The organism is Flavobacterium agricola (genome assembly GCF_025919725.1).
Lineage (GTDB): Bacteria > Bacteroidota > Bacteroidia > Flavobacteriales > Flavobacteriaceae > Flavobacterium > Flavobacterium agricola.
In genome coordinates, this window is the sequence record NZ_CP081495.1 from 222,240 (window position 1) to 239,305 (window position 17,066).

A 17,066-nucleotide genomic window follows, 5' to 3' on the forward strand; every position below is an offset into this window, starting at 1 on the left:
TGTGAAAAAAGCAACTTTATTTCTGCTGTTGGTATTGGTTTTTTTTACCTGCGCTGTTTATGGACAAACGGCACAAGTAAAAGGCGTTTTGTTAGATCAGGATCATTTTCCGGTTACTGATGTACAAATTACTGCGTTAACAGATGCAAACCCTATAACTACAACGTCAGATAATTCGGGGTTTTACCTCATAAAAATTCCGGCAAACCAATCGGTTACCTTGTTGTTTTCGCACATTAGCTATAAAAAAGTTTCGGTAAAATTAAACTTAACAGCCAACGAAGATTATGAGTTGAATTTAGAATTGAATGATGTTTACGAGCAATTGGGAGAATTGGTTATTTCTAAAAACGGACTTAAACAATTAAAGGGCATTGCTGTTATTCCGCCACAAATTATTCGAAACATACCGGGGGCAAATGCAGGGGTAGAAAATATTTTAAAAACATTGCCTGGGGTTTATTCTAACAACGAACTTAGTACCTCGTATTCGGTTCGTGGTGGTAATTACGACGAAAATTTGGTTTATGTAAACGAAGTTGAAGTTTATCGCCCGTTTTTAATTCGTTCAGGCCAACAAGAAGGATTAAGCTTTACCAATACCGATATGGTGCAAACGGTAGATTTTTCTGCCGGTGGTTACCAAGCCAAATACGGCGATAAACTATCGTCGGTTTTAGATATTACGTACCGCCGGCCAACTAAATTTCAGGCTATTGTAAATGCTAATTTTTTAGGCGCATCTGCATCGGTAGATTACGCATCAAAAAATCAGAAATGGAGCGGTATTTCGTCCGTTCGATATCGCAACAATTCGCTATTGGTTAATAGCCAAGAAACCGATGCCAATTACAAACCGTTATTTTTAGATATACAGCAAGTTTTAAATTTTGATTATAATGCGCAATGGCAATTTTCGTTTTTAGGTAATATTTCTTCCAATCGCTACCATTACAAACCGCTGCATCGCCAAACTAATTTCGGAACGTTAAACGATCCGATTGCATTGTTAGTGAATTACCAAGGAGAAGAAAAAGATTCTTACTTAACTTATTTTGGTGCATTAAAAGCCACACAAAAAGTAACCGAGAATACCAAGTTAAAATACATTGCTTCTGTTTATCATACCCAAGAACAAGAAAATTTTGATATAGAAGCTCGCTATCGTTTGGGTGAGGTTGATACGAATATCGGATCGAATAATTTTGGCAACGTAATTTATAGCCGTGGAGCCGGATCTCAACTTTCACACGGGCGTAATCATTTAGATGCGTTAATTGCTAATTTTGAGGTAAAAGGTTTTCATGATTTAACCAATGATAATCAGGTAGAATGGGGAGCAAAATATACGTATGAAGATATTCGTGATCGTTTGGTAGAGTGGGAACAAATAGATTCTGCCGGATATAATATTCCCGCTTTAGATTTAGATATCAAAAACAACCAACCTTATCAACCGTATTATGGGCCTTTGGCACCATTTCATTATGTTCGCGCAACTAATTTTGTAAAAATAAATCGCATTTCGGGTTATGCACAATGGAGCAAACGTGGCAATTTAACCCATGCCGATTATTGGATAAATGCAGGGGTTCGCGCACATTACTGGCAAGTTAATGCTCAAGGTTACGAAAGTAAAGGACAAGCAACAATTAGCCCACGCGCACAATTTTCTATAAAACCGTATTGGGTGGCTGATATGGTATTCCGAATCTCGGGCGGTTTATATCATCAACCTCCATTTTATCGCGAATTACGAAAAATGGATGGTACTTTAAATCCAAACTTAAAAGCCCAACAAGCTGTGCATGTGGTTTTAGGTAACGATTATACATTTCAAATGGGTGATCGCCCGTTTACTTTAACCACCGAATTGTATTATAAAAATTTAACCAATGTAAATGTTTATACGTTAGATAACGTGCGCATTCGCTATTTTGGAGATAACGATGCAAAAGCTTTTGTTTACGGAGCCGATGTTAGAATTGCTGGTGAATTTGTACCGGGTGCAGAATCGTGGTTTAGTGTTGGATATTTAAAAACCCAAGAAAACTACCAAAACAAAGGATGGATTGCTCGACCTACCGATCAGCGTTTAAAATTTGCATTACTGTTTCAAGATTATATGCCTGTATTACCACGTTTTAAAATATATTTAAATTTAATTTACAATACCGGTTTACCTGGTGGTTCACCTTCTTACGGTGATCCGTATGCTTACCAAAACCGTTTACGCGATTACCGCCGTGTAGATGCTGGTTTTTCGTATGTGTTTAAAGATGCTAAGCTAAATTCAGACAAAAAATGGCTAGAACCTTTTAAAGAACTTACCGTTGGGATAGAATTGTTTAATATGTTTAATAATCAGAATTCTATTACAAATACATGGGTGCGAGATGTTTATACCAAATATCAATATGCCGTTCCTAATTATATGACTACTCGAGTTTTTAGTTTGAAGTTGAGTGCTCGACTGTAATATTTTTATATATTTGAGTAAATTTATGTTGCGATGAAAAAACTATTTTTATATAGCCTTCCGTTTGCATTACTTGCTGCAGTTAGCAGTTGTGTTAATAATGAAGAGCCTAAACCTAAAGTTGTTTATAAAGAAAAAGAAGTTGTAACAACCGAAGTAAAACGTGATACAACTATTTTAAAAGTTTCGGACTTGCCCGTGCATATGGACGGAAGTAAATATTTAATTTTTCCGATTGGTGATATTCGTATTTACGACGATAGTAAATACGCAAGCTACGGTAGATCTAAAATAAACCCAGCAATTAGCTATGCTATTTCTAACTACAATCGTTATGAAATAACAGGTTTTTTTGAAAATTTAAAATTTCAACACATAGATTCTACTTCGTTTAGAACCTTAACCGATAAAGTTTTACAAATTCAAACAGCAACCTATTTAAACACCATTGCAGCCAAATCAAATAAAAAAATATTGATTTATACCATTACGGACGCAGATACCAATGGTGACCAAAAAGTGAATGCCAACGATATTAAATCGTTATATATTTCGGCGGCTGACGGAACCAAGTTTAAAAAATTATCGCACGATTATCAGGAGTTGATTGATTGGAATATTGTTGAAGCTGCCAACCGTTTGTACTTTAGATCGATTGAAGATATTAATAAAAATGGCGTTTTTGACAGCTTAGATAAATTGCATTATTATTACGTAAATTTATTAGATACTGCTTGGCAAGTACACGAATACGATGCCGTTCAGAACTTATCTGCTGCAGATTTTATGGAACTAAATAAACCTAAAGCTGAAACAGAATCAGCCGAAGAGCAAGAATAAAAAAGCAAACCTTAAGGTTTGCTTTTTTTATAACAATATATCGCTTTCTAAATCTGATTTTGCAATTTCAAACGAGTAACCTAAGCGTAAAACAATGGTTTGTACTAAGTTTTTGTACCAATTTAAAGAGCGTGGGTGAATGTACAAACGTTCTATTAAATGATTCGGATCAATATCAATTTTTAAGCCATCGTTAACCGATTTGTTTAATTGCGTCGCATCACCAATTAAGCGCACTTCGTTTTCGTACTGAAAGCTTTTGCGTTTGTACAAATACGGAAAATATTTGTCGGTAAACGGAATGTATTCTTTTTTATAATCAATATAATTTACCTCTCCAATTTGTAAATCAATAGCTCGGTCTTGGTACTCAACGCTATTTTGAAGTTTTCCGATGGTTGACTGAATAGCTAAACCTTCGTTATTTTTTGTGAAAATTTGCCACATGGCAAAACTTTCGTGTGCATTGGCATGCCAACTGCTAATAACAATATTTTTACGTTGCGCTTTATAATTGCTTAAATAATCGGGTTTGTTTTTTAAAAGCTCTTTAATTTCTTCAAAAGTTGGCTCACTAAAAGTACCTTCGTACTGATCTTCAAACTTATCAGAACGAGATAAAAACATTTTTCTGGAAATAAGTAAATCTAAAAACTTAGATAAATCAAGATATTTCCAGATTATGGTTTCGTTATTTAATGTTTTAATTAAGCGCTGATCCATGGTAAGCAATTAAGCAAAAGGAATTTCTAATAAACGTTTTGATAATTCAATATCGTTAGGTTTACCGGTGTGTTTTTTAGGTTCGTCAGAAAGTTTAACAACGCCCGTCCAATCACCACCTTCAGGTAAAGCTTCGGTCATTTTTAAAACAATGTTCATGCGTTCTAATCCCACATCGTTTGTAAAATCGGTACCAATGCCAAAGCTCATTCCAATTTTTCCACGGCAATAATTCACAATTCGATCTACTTTTTCGTAATCTAATCCGTCAGAAAAAATGATGGTTTTGGTAGTTGGGTTGATGCCCATTTTTTTATAATGTGCAATGGTTTTGTCGGCAAATTCTAACGTATCACCGCTGTCGTGGCGCACGCCATCAAATAATTTGGCAAATTTTTTATCAAATTGTTGAAAGAAAACCTCGGTGGTATACGTATCGGTTAAGGCAATGCCTAAATCGCCGCGGTACGCATCAACCCAATGTTCTAACCCCATATAATTAGCCATTTTAAAACCATATTTTGCTGCATGAAACATAAACCATTCGTGCGCGTGGGTACCAATAGGTTTGGTGTTGTATTTCATGGCTAAATGTACGTTGCTTGTACCAATAAAACATTTTTCACCATAATCTTTCAACGCTTTTACCACTAAATCGTGCACATGAATAGAATGACGGCGACGGGTACCAAATTCGGCTACATTAATGCCCAATTGGTTGTATTTTTCTATTTTATCTTTTGTTCTTTTTATAACCATTTCATCGGCTTCACGAGTAAGACCGGTAGTTATGTAATACAATTCACAAATTAAGGCCATAATAGCAACTTCCCATAAAATGGTTCGGTACCAATAACCTTCTATTTTTACGCTTAATTCAGATCCGTTTTGTTCTACCACAACTTCGTTTGGATCGTAACGATAACCTTGTAAAAAATCTAAATAGGTAGGATCTAGATACGGGCAATTTATGCTTAAAAATACTTTTTCGGCATCCGTTAATTTTAAGTTTGCCATTGCATCAATTGCTTTACGTAAATGATTGGCAAAACCTTCTGGAAATTGGTGTTTGCCACGATTTATAAATTCGTAACGAGCTTTTGCGTAAGGAAAAAGCTTTATTACGGCATGTTGCATTGTGAATTTATAAAAATCGTTATCTAAAAGAGACGGAAGAATATTGTAATTAATTGCGCTCATATATGGTAATTTTGAAACATTAAATTTACTGAATATTTAGCTTGTATTTTAAACTTAATGCTAATTTATGTTTATGTGTTTTTAATCGGGATGATATGCTAAAATATCTGCAGGTTGGCAATCTAAAACTTTGCAAATAGCTTCTAAAGTTGAAAAACGAATGGCTTTTGCTTTTCCTGTTTTTAAAATAGAAAGATTGGTTGTAGTAATTCCAATTTTATCTGCTAATTCTTGCGATTGCATTTTGCGTTTGGCTAACATTACATCAAGATTTATAATTATTGCCATTTTAATTAAATTGTTAATTCGTTTTCTTGTTTCAAGTTTATATTTTCTTGTTTTTGGTAGAAAGCAATTTTAAATACCTTTCCGATAACCAAAAATAAAATTCCTATAATTAAGCCATTAAATGGATTTAATATAAAATCTTCAAATTGAAATGAAAATTTATTAATAGTAGAACTTAAGTCAATAGCCATAAAAATTGTAAATAATTTTACTACTAGAAAGTTACCAATAAATAACCAACCCGATTTTATAAAATAAGATGCATTTTGTAGTGAAAATAGATCCAGCTTTATAAAATTAGTAACGCATTTTCTAATTAAAATAAATCCGTAAATGTTAACTACATAACTAACGATGCAAATTGCAAAATAAATACAAATTAAAAGAAAGTTGTCTTTTACAAGATTTGCTTCGTTAATAAATTTAAAAGCTTGCATATCATTTTTCTCAAATTTTAAAATTGAACTGAATGCAAACATCAACATTGGAATGATTAAAACAAGTTGAATAATGTATAAGGTTAGTAGGGCGTTTAAAATACGTAATGCTTTCATAATAAATTATTTTGTTATTGATAAAGATATAAAAATTATCGAATAACAATAATTAAATTAGAATAAAAAAATCACTTTTAAAGAAAGTGATTTTTTTATTTAGGAATTAAGCTTCTAACGATTGTAAAGAAACTAATTTGCTGTAAGTGCCATTTAAAGCTAAAAGCTGTTCGTGCGTGCCTTGTTCTATAATTTTACCTTTTTGCAAAACTAAAATTAAATCGGCTTTTTGAATGGTTGATAAACGATGGGCAATAACAATTGATGTTCTATTTTGCATCATTTTTTCTAGTGCATCCTGAACCAAACGTTCGCTTTCGGTATCAAGCGCTGAGGTTGCCTCGTCTAAAATCATGATTGGAGGATTTTTTAAAACCGCACGCGCAATAGAAATACGTTGTTTTTGGCCACCCGATATTTTGTTTCCTGCATCACCAATGTTGGTATGCAAACCTTCGGGTAAATCTTGCACAAATTCGTATGCATTAGCAATTTTAAGTGCTTTAATTACTTCTTCATCGGTTGCATCCAATTTACCTAGTTTTACGTTATCGGCAATTGATCCGTTAAACATAACCGAATCTTGCGTTACCAATCCCATTTGATTGCGTAACGAATGCATGGTTACGTTTTTAATATTTTCGCCATCCATTAATATTTCACCTTCGTTCACATCGTAAAAACGCGTTAAAAGGTTTGCAATGGTACTTTTACCAGATCCGGATTGACCAACCAAGGCAACGGTTTTTCCTTTAGGAATGTTTACCGAGAAATTGGTTAAAACCGGTTCGTCATTGTTGTAACCAAATGTTACGTTTTTAATTTCGATGCCTTTTTCAAACCCGGTAATTTGTTTAGCGTTTGGTGCATCTTCAATCGGGTTTTCAACTTCTAAAACTTCAAAAACACGTTCGGCAGCTGCTAAACCATTTTTTACTTGGTACGATGCTTTAGAAATTGCTTTTGCTGGCGTTAATATGTTGTAAGCTAAACCAATGTAAGCAATAAATTGTGCGCCGTTTAACGATTTATCTACTAAAACTAAGTTACCTCCGTAAACCAATAAAATACCAATTACAACAATACCCATAAATTCGCTCATAGGTTGTGCTAAGTTATTTTTCTTGGCAATGGCGTTTGTTAATTTGTATAAACGGTTGATTGAGTTGTAAAATAAATCTGAAAAAAACTTTTCGGCATTGTAACCTTTTACCACTTTTAAGCCCGAAAGCGTTTCTTCGGTAATCGAGATTAAATAACCATTTTCTTGCTGTGCGCGTGTTGATTTGCTTTTAAGGGATTTACCTATTTTGGTGATAATTAACCCAGAAATAGGGATGAAAATAAAAACAAATAAGGTTAGTTTCCAGCTGATAGAAAACATGGCGATTAATGAAAAAGCAATGGTTAACGGTTCTTTTACAATCAATTCTAATATTAAAAAGAATGAGTTTTGAACTTCGTTTACATCGCCTAACATGCGCGCCATTACATCGCCTTTTCGTTTTTCAGAATAGTACGATACCGGTAACGAAACAATTTTTTTAAACATGTTTTCGCGTAAATCGCGTAAAACACCGTTACGTAATTTGGTAATGTTTTGTAAGGCAAAATAGTTACTTAAGTTTTTAAGTAAAAAGGTTACAATTACTAAACCTACGGTTATCATTAATCCGTAATACGCGCCGTATTTTTCTGAATAAATGTTTACGTAATAAAATAAATATTGTTGCCAGTTGGATACCGCATCAACAAAACCGGTATATGCGGGTAATTGTTTTACTTTTTCGCCGTCGCCAAATAAAACTTGCAAAACGGGGAATATAAATACCATTCCGATTGTACTAAAAAGCGCATAAAGAATATTAAAGAAAATGTTTAGCACAACATTTCTTTTATATTTTTTAGCATACGGAACAATTTTTTTTAAATTTTCGTCCATTAATTTAATTGTAAATCGGTAATAATGTTGTTTATTTTTTCAGTTAAATACGCATCGGCTTGTTCAATTTCGTTCACATTCTCGATTGGTAAGTTTACGCTGAAATAGAATTTTATTTTTGGTTCGGTTCCGCTTGGGCGTGCACAAATTTTAGATCCGTCTGCTAAATAGTAAATTAATACGTTAGATTGCGGAATGTGCAACGCTTCAACTTCGCCCGTTAACATGTTTTTTGCGGTAGAATTTTGATAGTCTTCTATAAAAACTACGGTTTCGTTGTTTAGTTCGGTAAACGGATTTTCGCGTAGTTTGGTCATCATCGCTTTAATTTCGTTTGCACCTTCAATTCCTTTTTTGGTGATTGAAATTAAATGTTCTTTGTAATATCCATGATCCACAAATAAGTTTTGTAATTCTTGATATACCGAGCTTCCTGCAGCTTTTGCTAAGGCAGCAATTTCGCAAATTAATAGGGTAGAAGCTACAGCATCTTTATCGCGAACGGCATCGCCCACCATAAAACCAAAGCTTTCTTCGCCACCGCCAATAAATTTTTGTTCAGGGAAATCTTTAATGAATTTTGCAATCCATTTAAAACCGGTTAATCCAACTTTAATATCAACTTCATAAGCTTCGGCTAAAGCCAGCATCATTGGTGTTGAAACGATGGTTGAGCCGATAAAATGTTTTTTACCTTCTAGTTTGTTGGCACGTTTCCATTGTTCTAACAAAAACGCGGTCATTAAAACCATGGTTTGGTTTCCGTTTAATAAAACCATTTCGCCACTATTATCACGAACGGCAACACCTAAACGATCGGAATCCGGATCGGTACCCACCACAATATCTGCATTAATTTTATTGGCTAATGCTAATGCCATGGTTAACGCTTCTGGTTCTTCCGGATTTGGTGATTTTACCGTTGGAAAATCGCCGTTAGGTTCGGCTTGTTCTACCACAATATTCACATCGGTATAACCTGCTTTAGATAAAACGTTTGGAATGGCTTTAATTGAGGTTCCGTGTAACGAGGTAAAAACAATTTTTAAGTTTTCTTTTGCCGCAGCTGGCGTGTTAAACGATGCATTTTCGATGGCTGAAAGTGCAAAAGCTTCGTCAATTTCTGCCCCGATATATGTAATTAATTCTGGATTTGCTTTGAAGTTGATATCAGCATATTGTAGGTTTTCAATCACCTCAATAATTTCTTTATCTTGTGGTGGAACCAATTGGCCGCCATCTTGCCAATAAACTTTGTAACCGTTGTATTCTGGCGGATTATGTGATGCTGTTAATACAATTCCGGCATGGCAGTTTAAGTATTTTACTGCAAAAGATAATTCGGGCGTAGGACGTAATTCTTCAAACAAATAAACCTGAATGCCATTTGCTGAAAAAACATTGGCAACAATTTGTGCTAATGAATCGCTGTTATGACGGCAATCGTATGCAATAGCAACTTTAATTTGCTCGCCAGCGAAGGTTTGTTTTAAATATTGAGATAAACCTTGGGTGTTTTTACCTAACGTATATTTATTAATACGATTAGTACCTACTCCCATTACGCCGCGCATACCGCCGGTTCCGAATTCTAAGTTTTTGTAAAAAGCATCTTGCAATTCTGCCGGATCGCTGGTTAGCATTTCTGTAACGCGTTCTTGGGTTTCGGTATCAAAAGTAGGGGTTAACCATTGGTTAACTTTATCTAGAATTTCTTTTTCGATGTGCATAAAAAATGTATTATACGTGTAACAGTTGCGCAATTTTGTAACGCGCTTCGTTATTTTTTGTTCTTAAAATAATTTCGCCTAAAAAGCCGGCTAAAAATAATTGCGTACCAATAACCATGGTAGTTAATGCAATGTAAAACCACGGATTGTTGGTTACCAGCACTGCAGGTTCGCCAACAGAAAGTTTATATAATTTATAAACTCCAATATAAGCTGCCGCCAAAAGACCGATAGCAAACATTAGCGCGCCTAAAGCACCAAAAAAATGCATAGGGCGTTTGCCAAATTTTGACAGAAACCAAATGGTGATTAAATCTAAAAAGCCATTTATAAATCGTTCCATACCAAATTTAGAACTGCCATACTTACGTGCTTGGTGTTGTACTACTTTTTCGTTAATTTTAGTGAAGCCTGCATTTTTAGCTAATACAGGAATATAGCGGTGCATTTCGCCATATACCTCAATGTTTTTAACTACTTCATTGCTGTATGCTTTTAATCCGCAGTTAAAATCGTGTAAATAAACGCCTGATGTTTTACGTGCTGCCCAATTAAAAAGCTTAGAAGGCATGTTTTTCATTAAAACATTATCGTAACGTTTTTTCTTCCAACCCGAAATTAAATCAAAACCATCGTTTTTAATTAGGTTATAAAGTTCTGGAATTTCGTCGGGGCTGTCTTGCAAATCGGCATCCATGGTAATAACCACATCGCCTTGCGCTTTTTCAAAACCGGCATGTAAGGCTTGCGATTTGCCGTAGTTTTTTAAAAACTTGATACCTTTTACTGCTGGATTTTCTTTCGCTATTGCTTCGATACAATTCCACGAATTGTCGGTGCTGCCGTCATCAATAAAAATAACTTCATACAAATAGTTGTTTTTATCCATCACGGTTTTTATCCAACGATGTAATTCGGGCAAAGATTCAGCTTCGTTTAATAGCGGAATTATAACAGATATATCCATGTATTTCGTTAAATAGTTTGACGGTTTCTAAATATTAAACCTAAAAACGCTCCGTACATAGCATGACCAATAAGTTTTACAGCTAAACCGCTAATATATTCACCAACGGTATATGGGTTTGCACTTCGGGCCTCTATAATCATTGCATCAATTTGTTCTTGTGTTAAATTTAGGCTGTTTGCCATTTTTAAGCTGTATTCTAACGACATTTCTTTTAGCGGGCCTTGAATTTCTGGAGCAACTACGTTAAAAATTATAATGTAAAAAATAACGCTAATTGTACTACCAATGGCACCTGCAATAAAATAAGTAGTAAAGGCATCTTTAAAAATAATAGCATTGCCTAATTTTTGGCGTGTAGTCCAAACTACCATAATACCCAAAATAGCATATATAGCAAGTTCTACAATACCTATATATGGGTTTAAAAATAAACGATAATCAATTAAATAAATACCTAAACAAATTAGTACGCTTATACCACCCATAATAAGGCCGTAAAAAACACCATTTTTTTGCACAATTTGCTTAACTTTAACAGGGTCGTAAATTTCTTGATTATCCATAACAGATTTCATATAATAGTATTAAATTTATATAGCCTACAAATATACTAAAAAACATAGTTTATGAAGTGCTAAAAAAAATAAGATAACTATTTGAAATATCAAATAAAGTAGTAAATTTGCATTCTGAATAAAAAACATTTTTAACAAAAAAGTCCTAACGGGTTTACACCTTTGCCTTAAAAATAAGTAAAGCCTCGAAATTCGTTACGATTAAAAATTTTAAATACAAATAACAATGAAAAAAGGTATTCACCCAGAAAATTACAGATTAGTAGCGTTTAAAGATATGTCTAATGAGGACGTATTCATCACAAAATCAACAGTTGAAACTAAAGAAACTATTGAGGTTGATGGTGTTGAGTATCCAGTATTTAAAATGGAGATTTCTCGTACTTCTCACCCATTCTATACAGGTAAACACAAACTTATCGATACAGCTGGTCGTATTGATAAATTCAAAACTAAATACGCTAAATTCAACAAATAATATTTGTTTTATTTACAATCGAATAAAGCCCTTTCAGATATGGAAGGGCTTTTTTTATGTTTATTCTTATTGGTTTCGTTTACTACCAAGGCATATTTTTTTATCTTTGACTTATAAATCTGAATTTACTTATGAACTATATTTTGTTTGATGGCGCTGTGCGTAATGCCTTATTACCCTTTACATTTACACGACCGGTTGCTGATATTCGTATCGGAATTTTAACCATTCGAGAAAAATGGGAAAATTATTTGGGTACTACAACGACCACCATTACTGAAGAATATTTAGCGGATAAATATCCGATGGTTGAGTTAGAGCAAAACGTAATGATTAATGCAGCGTATTGCCCAAACCCAGAATTGGTTGCCTTAGTACGTGAGCTACAACCTATGCAAGCTGTGGTTCAAGGAGATGATATTATTGCTTTTTATAGTGAAATATCACAAGATGAGGTTGATTTTGAAGCATACGATTTAATTGAATACGAAGGAAACGCTATTACGGTTGAGCATACGTGGGATATTTTTCAGAAAAACGAGCAAGCCATCCGTGAAGATTTCGAATTGTTAACTACCGATCGTGAATCAGAACCCATTCCGAGCACTGTAAATGCAATTGCTCCCGAAAATATTTTTATTGAAGAAGGCGCTAAAATGGCATTTGTAACTTTAAACGCAGCTACCGGACCTATATATATTGGCAAAGATGCCGAAATTATGGAAGGTTCTGTAATTCGTGGGCCGTTTGCTTTAGGCGATCATGCACAAGTAAAACTAGCTACAAAAATATACGGTGCAACAACCGTTGGTCCACATTGCCGTGTTGGGGGCGAAGTGAATAATTCGGTTATGTTTGCATATTCAAACAAAGGGCACGACGGATTTTTAGGTAATTCTGTTTTAGGAGAATGGTGTAATATAGGGGCAGATAGCAACAATTCTAATCTTAAAAACAATTACGAAAATGTAAAGCTTTGGGATTATGAAACCGAACGTTTTGTAAACACGGGTTTACAATTTTGTGGATTGATGATGGCCGATCATGCCAAATGTGGAATTAATACCATGTTTAACACCGGAACCGTTGTTGGCGTATCTGCTAATATTTTTGGAGCAGGATTTCCGCGCAATTACATTCCTAACTTTACCTGGGGCGGAGCACAAGGAACTCAGGTTTACTTAACCAAAAAAGCTTTTGAAACTGCAAAAATAGTTATGGCTCGCCGTGATATTGAATTTACAGAACAAGATGCCGCAATTTTGCAACACGTTTTTAATGAAACTAAAGAATGGCAAAAATAATAACCCAAAAGCAATGATAATATCATTGCTTTTTTAGTTTTATTTAATAATTTTGAATATGCAATTTAGAAATGACATTCAAGGCTTACGTGCTTTAGCTTTTTTATCAGTATTTATTTTCCACTTAAATTTAAACTGGCTCCCAGGTGGATTTTTAGGAGTAGATTTATTTTTTGTTTTATCTGGATATTTAATGACATCAATTACAATATCAGACATTGATAAAGATAGATTTACTTTCGTCAATTTTTACCGTAAACGTATGAAGAGAATATTACCTGCCTATTATATTATGTTATTGGTGGTGTGTTTTTTCGGTATAACTTCACTATTATATATTGATTTAAATGCCTTTTTTAGATCATTAAAATATTCAATGTTATTTGTCTCTAACTTAATATTTTCGGAAGGAAATTCATATTTTGGAGCAAAATTAAGCGAGAATCCATTTCTTCATACTTGGTCTTTGTCTTTAGAAATGCAATTTTATTTTATTTTACCTTTAATTATTTATTTTTTTAAAAGGCAATTAAAAATAATTTTTGTTATTCTAATCTTACTATTTACACTATATAGTTCATATAATATCTATATTTTAGATAATAAATCCCTAATGTACTTTTCATTAGGTGCTAGAATTCCAGAGTTTTTGATAGGTTCATTATATGCAATATTATTTACCAAAAAGCTAGATTTAGGTACCTATAAAAATAATCTTTTTGCTATTTTAAGTTTGCTTATTTTTTTAATATGTATCTTTTTAATGAATGAAGATAGTAACTTTCCTGGAGTACTAGTTTTAATTCCATGCATTGCTATTTCCAATTTATTAGTTTTAAAAGAAAATATTATTTCTAAATTTCTATCTAATAAAGTTCTTGTAGTAGTTGGAACATATTCGTATTCATTATATCTATGGCATTGGCCAATAATGGCATTTATAAGGTATAAAAATAATAGTTATGACTTAAGTGGATTAGAAATTTTTCTGACAGTTTTTCTGACGTTAACTTTATCATGGCTCTCATATAAATTTATAGAAAGTTATGCTAAATCATTTTCAGATTTAAAAACTATATTATGCTTTGGAACATTATTTGTTGGAATTTTTATCATATCGTTTAAATTTAAGGATATCAAAAGTATAAATGTAATTGATAAATTATATTGCGAACCTTATTTTGGAGAAAAATCACATTATAATGGTTTTGTTGAAAAGTTTGGAAATAGTAAGTTAAATGATAAAATTGTTTTATTAGGTGATAGTCATGCTTTAATGTTAAAGCCTTTTTTCGACACCTTAGGTAAACGTAATGGGTTTTCTCTAAAATCTTTAACCAATGATTCTTTTTTAGCATTTCCAAATGTTAAAAAAGAAGACATAATTGATAAAAGTTTATATGGACTTTATGATAAGTCTAGAGCCAATGTTTCCAAGATAGAAACCTTGGTTCAGGATAATGAATTAATAATAATAAATGTAATTGATTTTAAAAGATATCCATCTTATAAAAAGGCAATAGATAGTTTAGCAAATACTATTAGACCTAATCAAAAAATATTATTAATTAACACATTCCCGTTGATTGATAAAAATCCAATCAGAGAAAATAGAGGAATTATAAATAAAGGATTATCTAAAATTAAAAAAATAGAGAATCAAGAAAACTTTGATTTTATTAAAAAGTTAGACGATACACATGATAACTTATATTTTTATGATTTATCAAAAAGTAGTATTTTCATTACTCCTGGCTATATTAATGATACAGTCGCTTATTATGATGATAAACATATAAATACTTACGGATCTTACAAATTAGCTGAAGATTTAGAAACTGATTTTATGCTTTTTTTTAATAAAATCCGAAATAAAGAACCAAAAAAGCAATGATAATATCATTGCTTTTTTTAGTTTATACTGAATTTAGTGCCTATATGAAAGTTAAATATAGCTGCCGGGTTGTAAAACCGATTGCCAAAAGCATTTAAATCATAACCTGCGCTGTATTTGGTATTGTAAATGTTATTTAAGCTTAAATAAACCTGCAACTTGTGTTTATCTATTTTAAATGAACGGTTTGCTTGTAAATTTCCCACCACATAACCTTTTGCTTTTTCGGTATTAGCATCGTTTAAAAACAAAGAAGAATGGTAATAATTGGCATAATTTATTGTAAAATGCGAATTAAACCTAAAGCTTAACAAGCTTTGTACTGACCATTTCGAAATTCCTGGTAAAACCTTACCCGAATAATCCGCCTGATTTATTTGATAATCATCATAACTAAAATCGTAATAATGCCCTGCGAAATAAAATTTAAATTGATTTTGTGCCGATTGGTTCCATGTAAAATAATCCGATTCAATTAAAAATTCAATACCGCGTTGCTTGGTTCCGCCCGAATTAATAAAATAATCATTTCCTTCTGCATCTTGCCTTTTTACAATAGCATCTTTTAACAAATAATCAAAATACGTTGTTTCTAGAAAAAGTGCACCTAATTTTTTTCGAAGTCCAATTTCTTTATTCCAGCCGTATTCAGCCATTAAATTTGTTGCGATTTGTTGGTTGGAAGATCGAACTTCTTCTGAGGTTGGAGCTGAAGTTCCTTTTGCAATTTTAGCACGAATAAACCAAGTTGGATTCAATTTATACGTAGCGCCTAAACTGGGTAAAACCTGATTTTTAAAATGTATTTTACCAGTTTCTTGTTCAGGAAAAGTAGTTTTCCAATCGTATTGCATTGTATTTAAACTAATTCCGGCATCAACAAATAATTGATTTGCAAAAACAACGCGTTGGGTAAAAAAATAATAAGCTGCATGAGTATTTATGGCATCAAACTTTTGTGCATTACCTTTATTTCCGGCTAAATTGTCGTAATTTTTAATGGTTGATGCATTGGTTCCGGCTTCTAAGCCCAAACGCGATTCTAACATTACGTTTTGCAGTTGTTTTTGATATTGAAGGAACAAACGCCCTTGTAAATTTTTTTCGTTCCGAACTTCGTAATTGGATATAAACGGATTTTTAAAATCGGTAAAACTTGATTGTACCAAAGTAAATTGCGACCAATTTTCGTTTATTTTCCATAAATGCGCTAATCCGCCTAAAACGGTTTTATTGTAAATGCTTGCTTTTTGTGTTTCAGCGCTAGGCAATGTTGGCGTTGCTAATCGAGCTTGCCTTCTGTTGGTTTGCATTTGTTGCCAAGTTAATCCGCCGGGCGTTTCGTAAAACAAATCGGTATATAACAAAGTAAGGTTTAGCGTATTTTTGTGGTTGTATTTCCAATCATCTTTAATAAAAAAAGATTTTTTATTTACGGCAGCTTGTTCTCGGTACGAATCGGTATCGTAATACGATTGGGCAATTTGTACAAAATGTTTACCAAGTTGTTTAGAAAGGTTAAAGCGCTGCGCAAACATGTTATAGCTACCGCCAAGTAATTCTAAATTTAGTGCTTCTTTTTTGGTGGTTTGCAGCAACAAAGCTCCACCGCTTTCAGAACCAATTTCTCCGCCTTGTGGTCCTTTTAAAACAGCAATTTCTGCAATTAAATTCGGATCAATTAAATTTAAATAAGAGTTTCCAGAAACGTCGGTTAAAATAAAATCGTCTAAATATATTTTTACATTACGAACTCCAAACGGTGAACGAATGGTACTGCCGCGCATAGAAACGCGGTAACTGCCCGGTGAACGTTCTTCTAACATAACGCCCGGAACCATGTTTACAGCATCTAACAAACGCTCGGGATGATTTAGTTGTAAAATATCAGACGAAATGCGAGCTGCCGAACTTGTACTTTCTAAATACGGAATGTTGCGCTTAAACGAAGTAATAATAACCTGATTTAACGGCTGAATAGAATCGGTAACTTGTGCTACGATCTGATTAAATCCGAATACAGAAATTGCTATTACAGCTATTTTTTTTAAATACATTTTAGATTAAAAAGTAAAAGTGATGCTTTTAG

Annotated in this window: 14 protein-coding genes; 5 read left to right on the top strand and 9 right to left on the bottom strand. The window is 33.2% G+C overall.

All coding sequences use genetic code 11. The features are described from left to right. Position 1: 1 nt before the first annotated feature. Together K5I29_RS01135 and K5I29_RS01140 are read left to right on the top strand one after the other, a co-directional pair. Positions 2-2,479, top strand: a complete 2,478-nt coding sequence (locus K5I29_RS01135) for a TonB-dependent receptor (protein WP_264434035.1) — start codon at positions 2-4, stop codon at positions 2,477-2,479. Between the two features lie 33 nt (positions 2,480-2,512). After that, complete coding sequence (locus K5I29_RS01140) at positions 2,513-3,319, top strand: hypothetical protein (RefSeq protein ID WP_264434036.1); 807 nt, start codon at positions 2,513-2,515, stop codon at positions 3,317-3,319. Between the two features lie 27 nt (positions 3,320-3,346). On the opposite strand, the gene K5I29_RS01145 is transcribed toward K5I29_RS01140, so the two are convergent. From K5I29_RS01145 to K5I29_RS01180, 8 genes are all read right to left on the bottom strand, one after another. Next, positions 3,347-4,042 carry a hypothetical protein gene (locus K5I29_RS01145; protein ID WP_264434037.1) on the bottom strand — a complete coding sequence of 232 codons (696 nt, stop codon included), beginning with the start codon at positions 4,040-4,042 and terminating at the stop codon, positions 3,347-3,349. Between the two features lie 9 nt (positions 4,043-4,051). Then, positions 4,052-5,242: a nicotinate phosphoribosyltransferase gene (pncB, locus tag K5I29_RS01150; protein ID WP_264434038.1), complete on the bottom strand. Its 1,191-nt coding sequence runs from the start codon at positions 5,240-5,242 to the stop codon at positions 4,052-4,054. Between the two features lie 81 nt (positions 5,243-5,323). Beyond that, positions 5,324-5,530, bottom strand: a complete 207-nt coding sequence (locus K5I29_RS01155) for a helix-turn-helix domain-containing protein (RefSeq protein WP_264434039.1) — start codon at positions 5,528-5,530, stop codon at positions 5,324-5,326. A 5-nt stretch (positions 5,531-5,535) separates the two neighbouring features. Further along, positions 5,536-6,084 carry a DUF2975 domain-containing protein gene (locus tag K5I29_RS01160; RefSeq protein WP_264434040.1) on the bottom strand — a complete coding sequence of 183 codons (549 nt, stop codon included), beginning with the start codon at positions 6,082-6,084 and terminating at the stop codon, positions 5,536-5,538. A 106-nt stretch (positions 6,085-6,190) separates the two neighbouring features. Continuing rightward, positions 6,191-8,026 (bottom strand): ABC transporter ATP-binding protein, encoded by a 1,836-nt coding sequence (locus tag K5I29_RS01165; RefSeq protein WP_264434041.1) that lies wholly within the window; start codon positions 8,024-8,026, stop codon positions 6,191-6,193. Further along, a complete protein-coding gene (locus K5I29_RS01170) occupies positions 8,026-9,756 on the bottom strand; it encodes a phospho-sugar mutase (protein WP_264434042.1) in 1,731 nt (576 codons plus the stop codon). The genes K5I29_RS01165 and K5I29_RS01170 overlap by 1 nt, the downstream gene beginning before the upstream one ends. Before the next feature lie 10 nt (positions 9,757-9,766). Further along, positions 9,767-10,723: a glycosyltransferase family 2 protein gene (locus K5I29_RS01175; protein ID WP_264434043.1), complete on the bottom strand. Its 957-nt coding sequence runs from the start codon at positions 10,721-10,723 to the stop codon at positions 9,767-9,769. Positions 10,724-10,731: 8 nt separating this feature from the next. Further along, positions 10,732-11,301, bottom strand: a complete 570-nt coding sequence (locus K5I29_RS01180; protein WP_264434044.1) for a DUF4199 family protein — start codon at positions 11,299-11,301, stop codon at positions 10,732-10,734. A 226-nt stretch (positions 11,302-11,527) separates the two neighbouring features. Here K5I29_RS01180 and K5I29_RS01185 point away from each other — a divergent pair, with 226 nt between their 5' ends. The 3 genes from K5I29_RS01185 (at position 11,528) to K5I29_RS01195 (ending at position 14,977) form a co-directional block, all read left to right on the top strand. Next, the gene (locus tag K5I29_RS01185) at positions 11,528-11,779 is read left to right on the top strand and encodes a type B 50S ribosomal protein L31 (RefSeq protein ID WP_264434045.1); all 252 of its coding nucleotides are present in this window, start codon (positions 11,528-11,530) and stop codon (positions 11,777-11,779) included. Between the two features lie 131 nt (positions 11,780-11,910). Next, positions 11,911-13,083: a GlmU family protein gene (locus K5I29_RS01190; RefSeq protein ID WP_264434046.1), complete on the top strand. Its 1,173-nt coding sequence runs from the start codon at positions 11,911-11,913 to the stop codon at positions 13,081-13,083. Between the two features lie 58 nt (positions 13,084-13,141). After that, positions 13,142-14,977, top strand: coding sequence for an acyltransferase family protein (locus K5I29_RS01195; RefSeq protein WP_264434047.1), 1,836 nt, complete (start codon positions 13,142-13,144; stop codon positions 14,975-14,977). A 17-nt stretch (positions 14,978-14,994) separates the two neighbouring features. On the opposite strand, the gene K5I29_RS01200 is transcribed toward K5I29_RS01195, so the two are convergent. Further along, positions 14,995-17,034 (bottom strand): TonB-dependent receptor, encoded by a 2,040-nt coding sequence (locus K5I29_RS01200; RefSeq protein ID WP_264434048.1) that lies wholly within the window; start codon positions 17,032-17,034, stop codon positions 14,995-14,997. Positions 17,035-17,066: the final 32 nt, after the last annotated feature.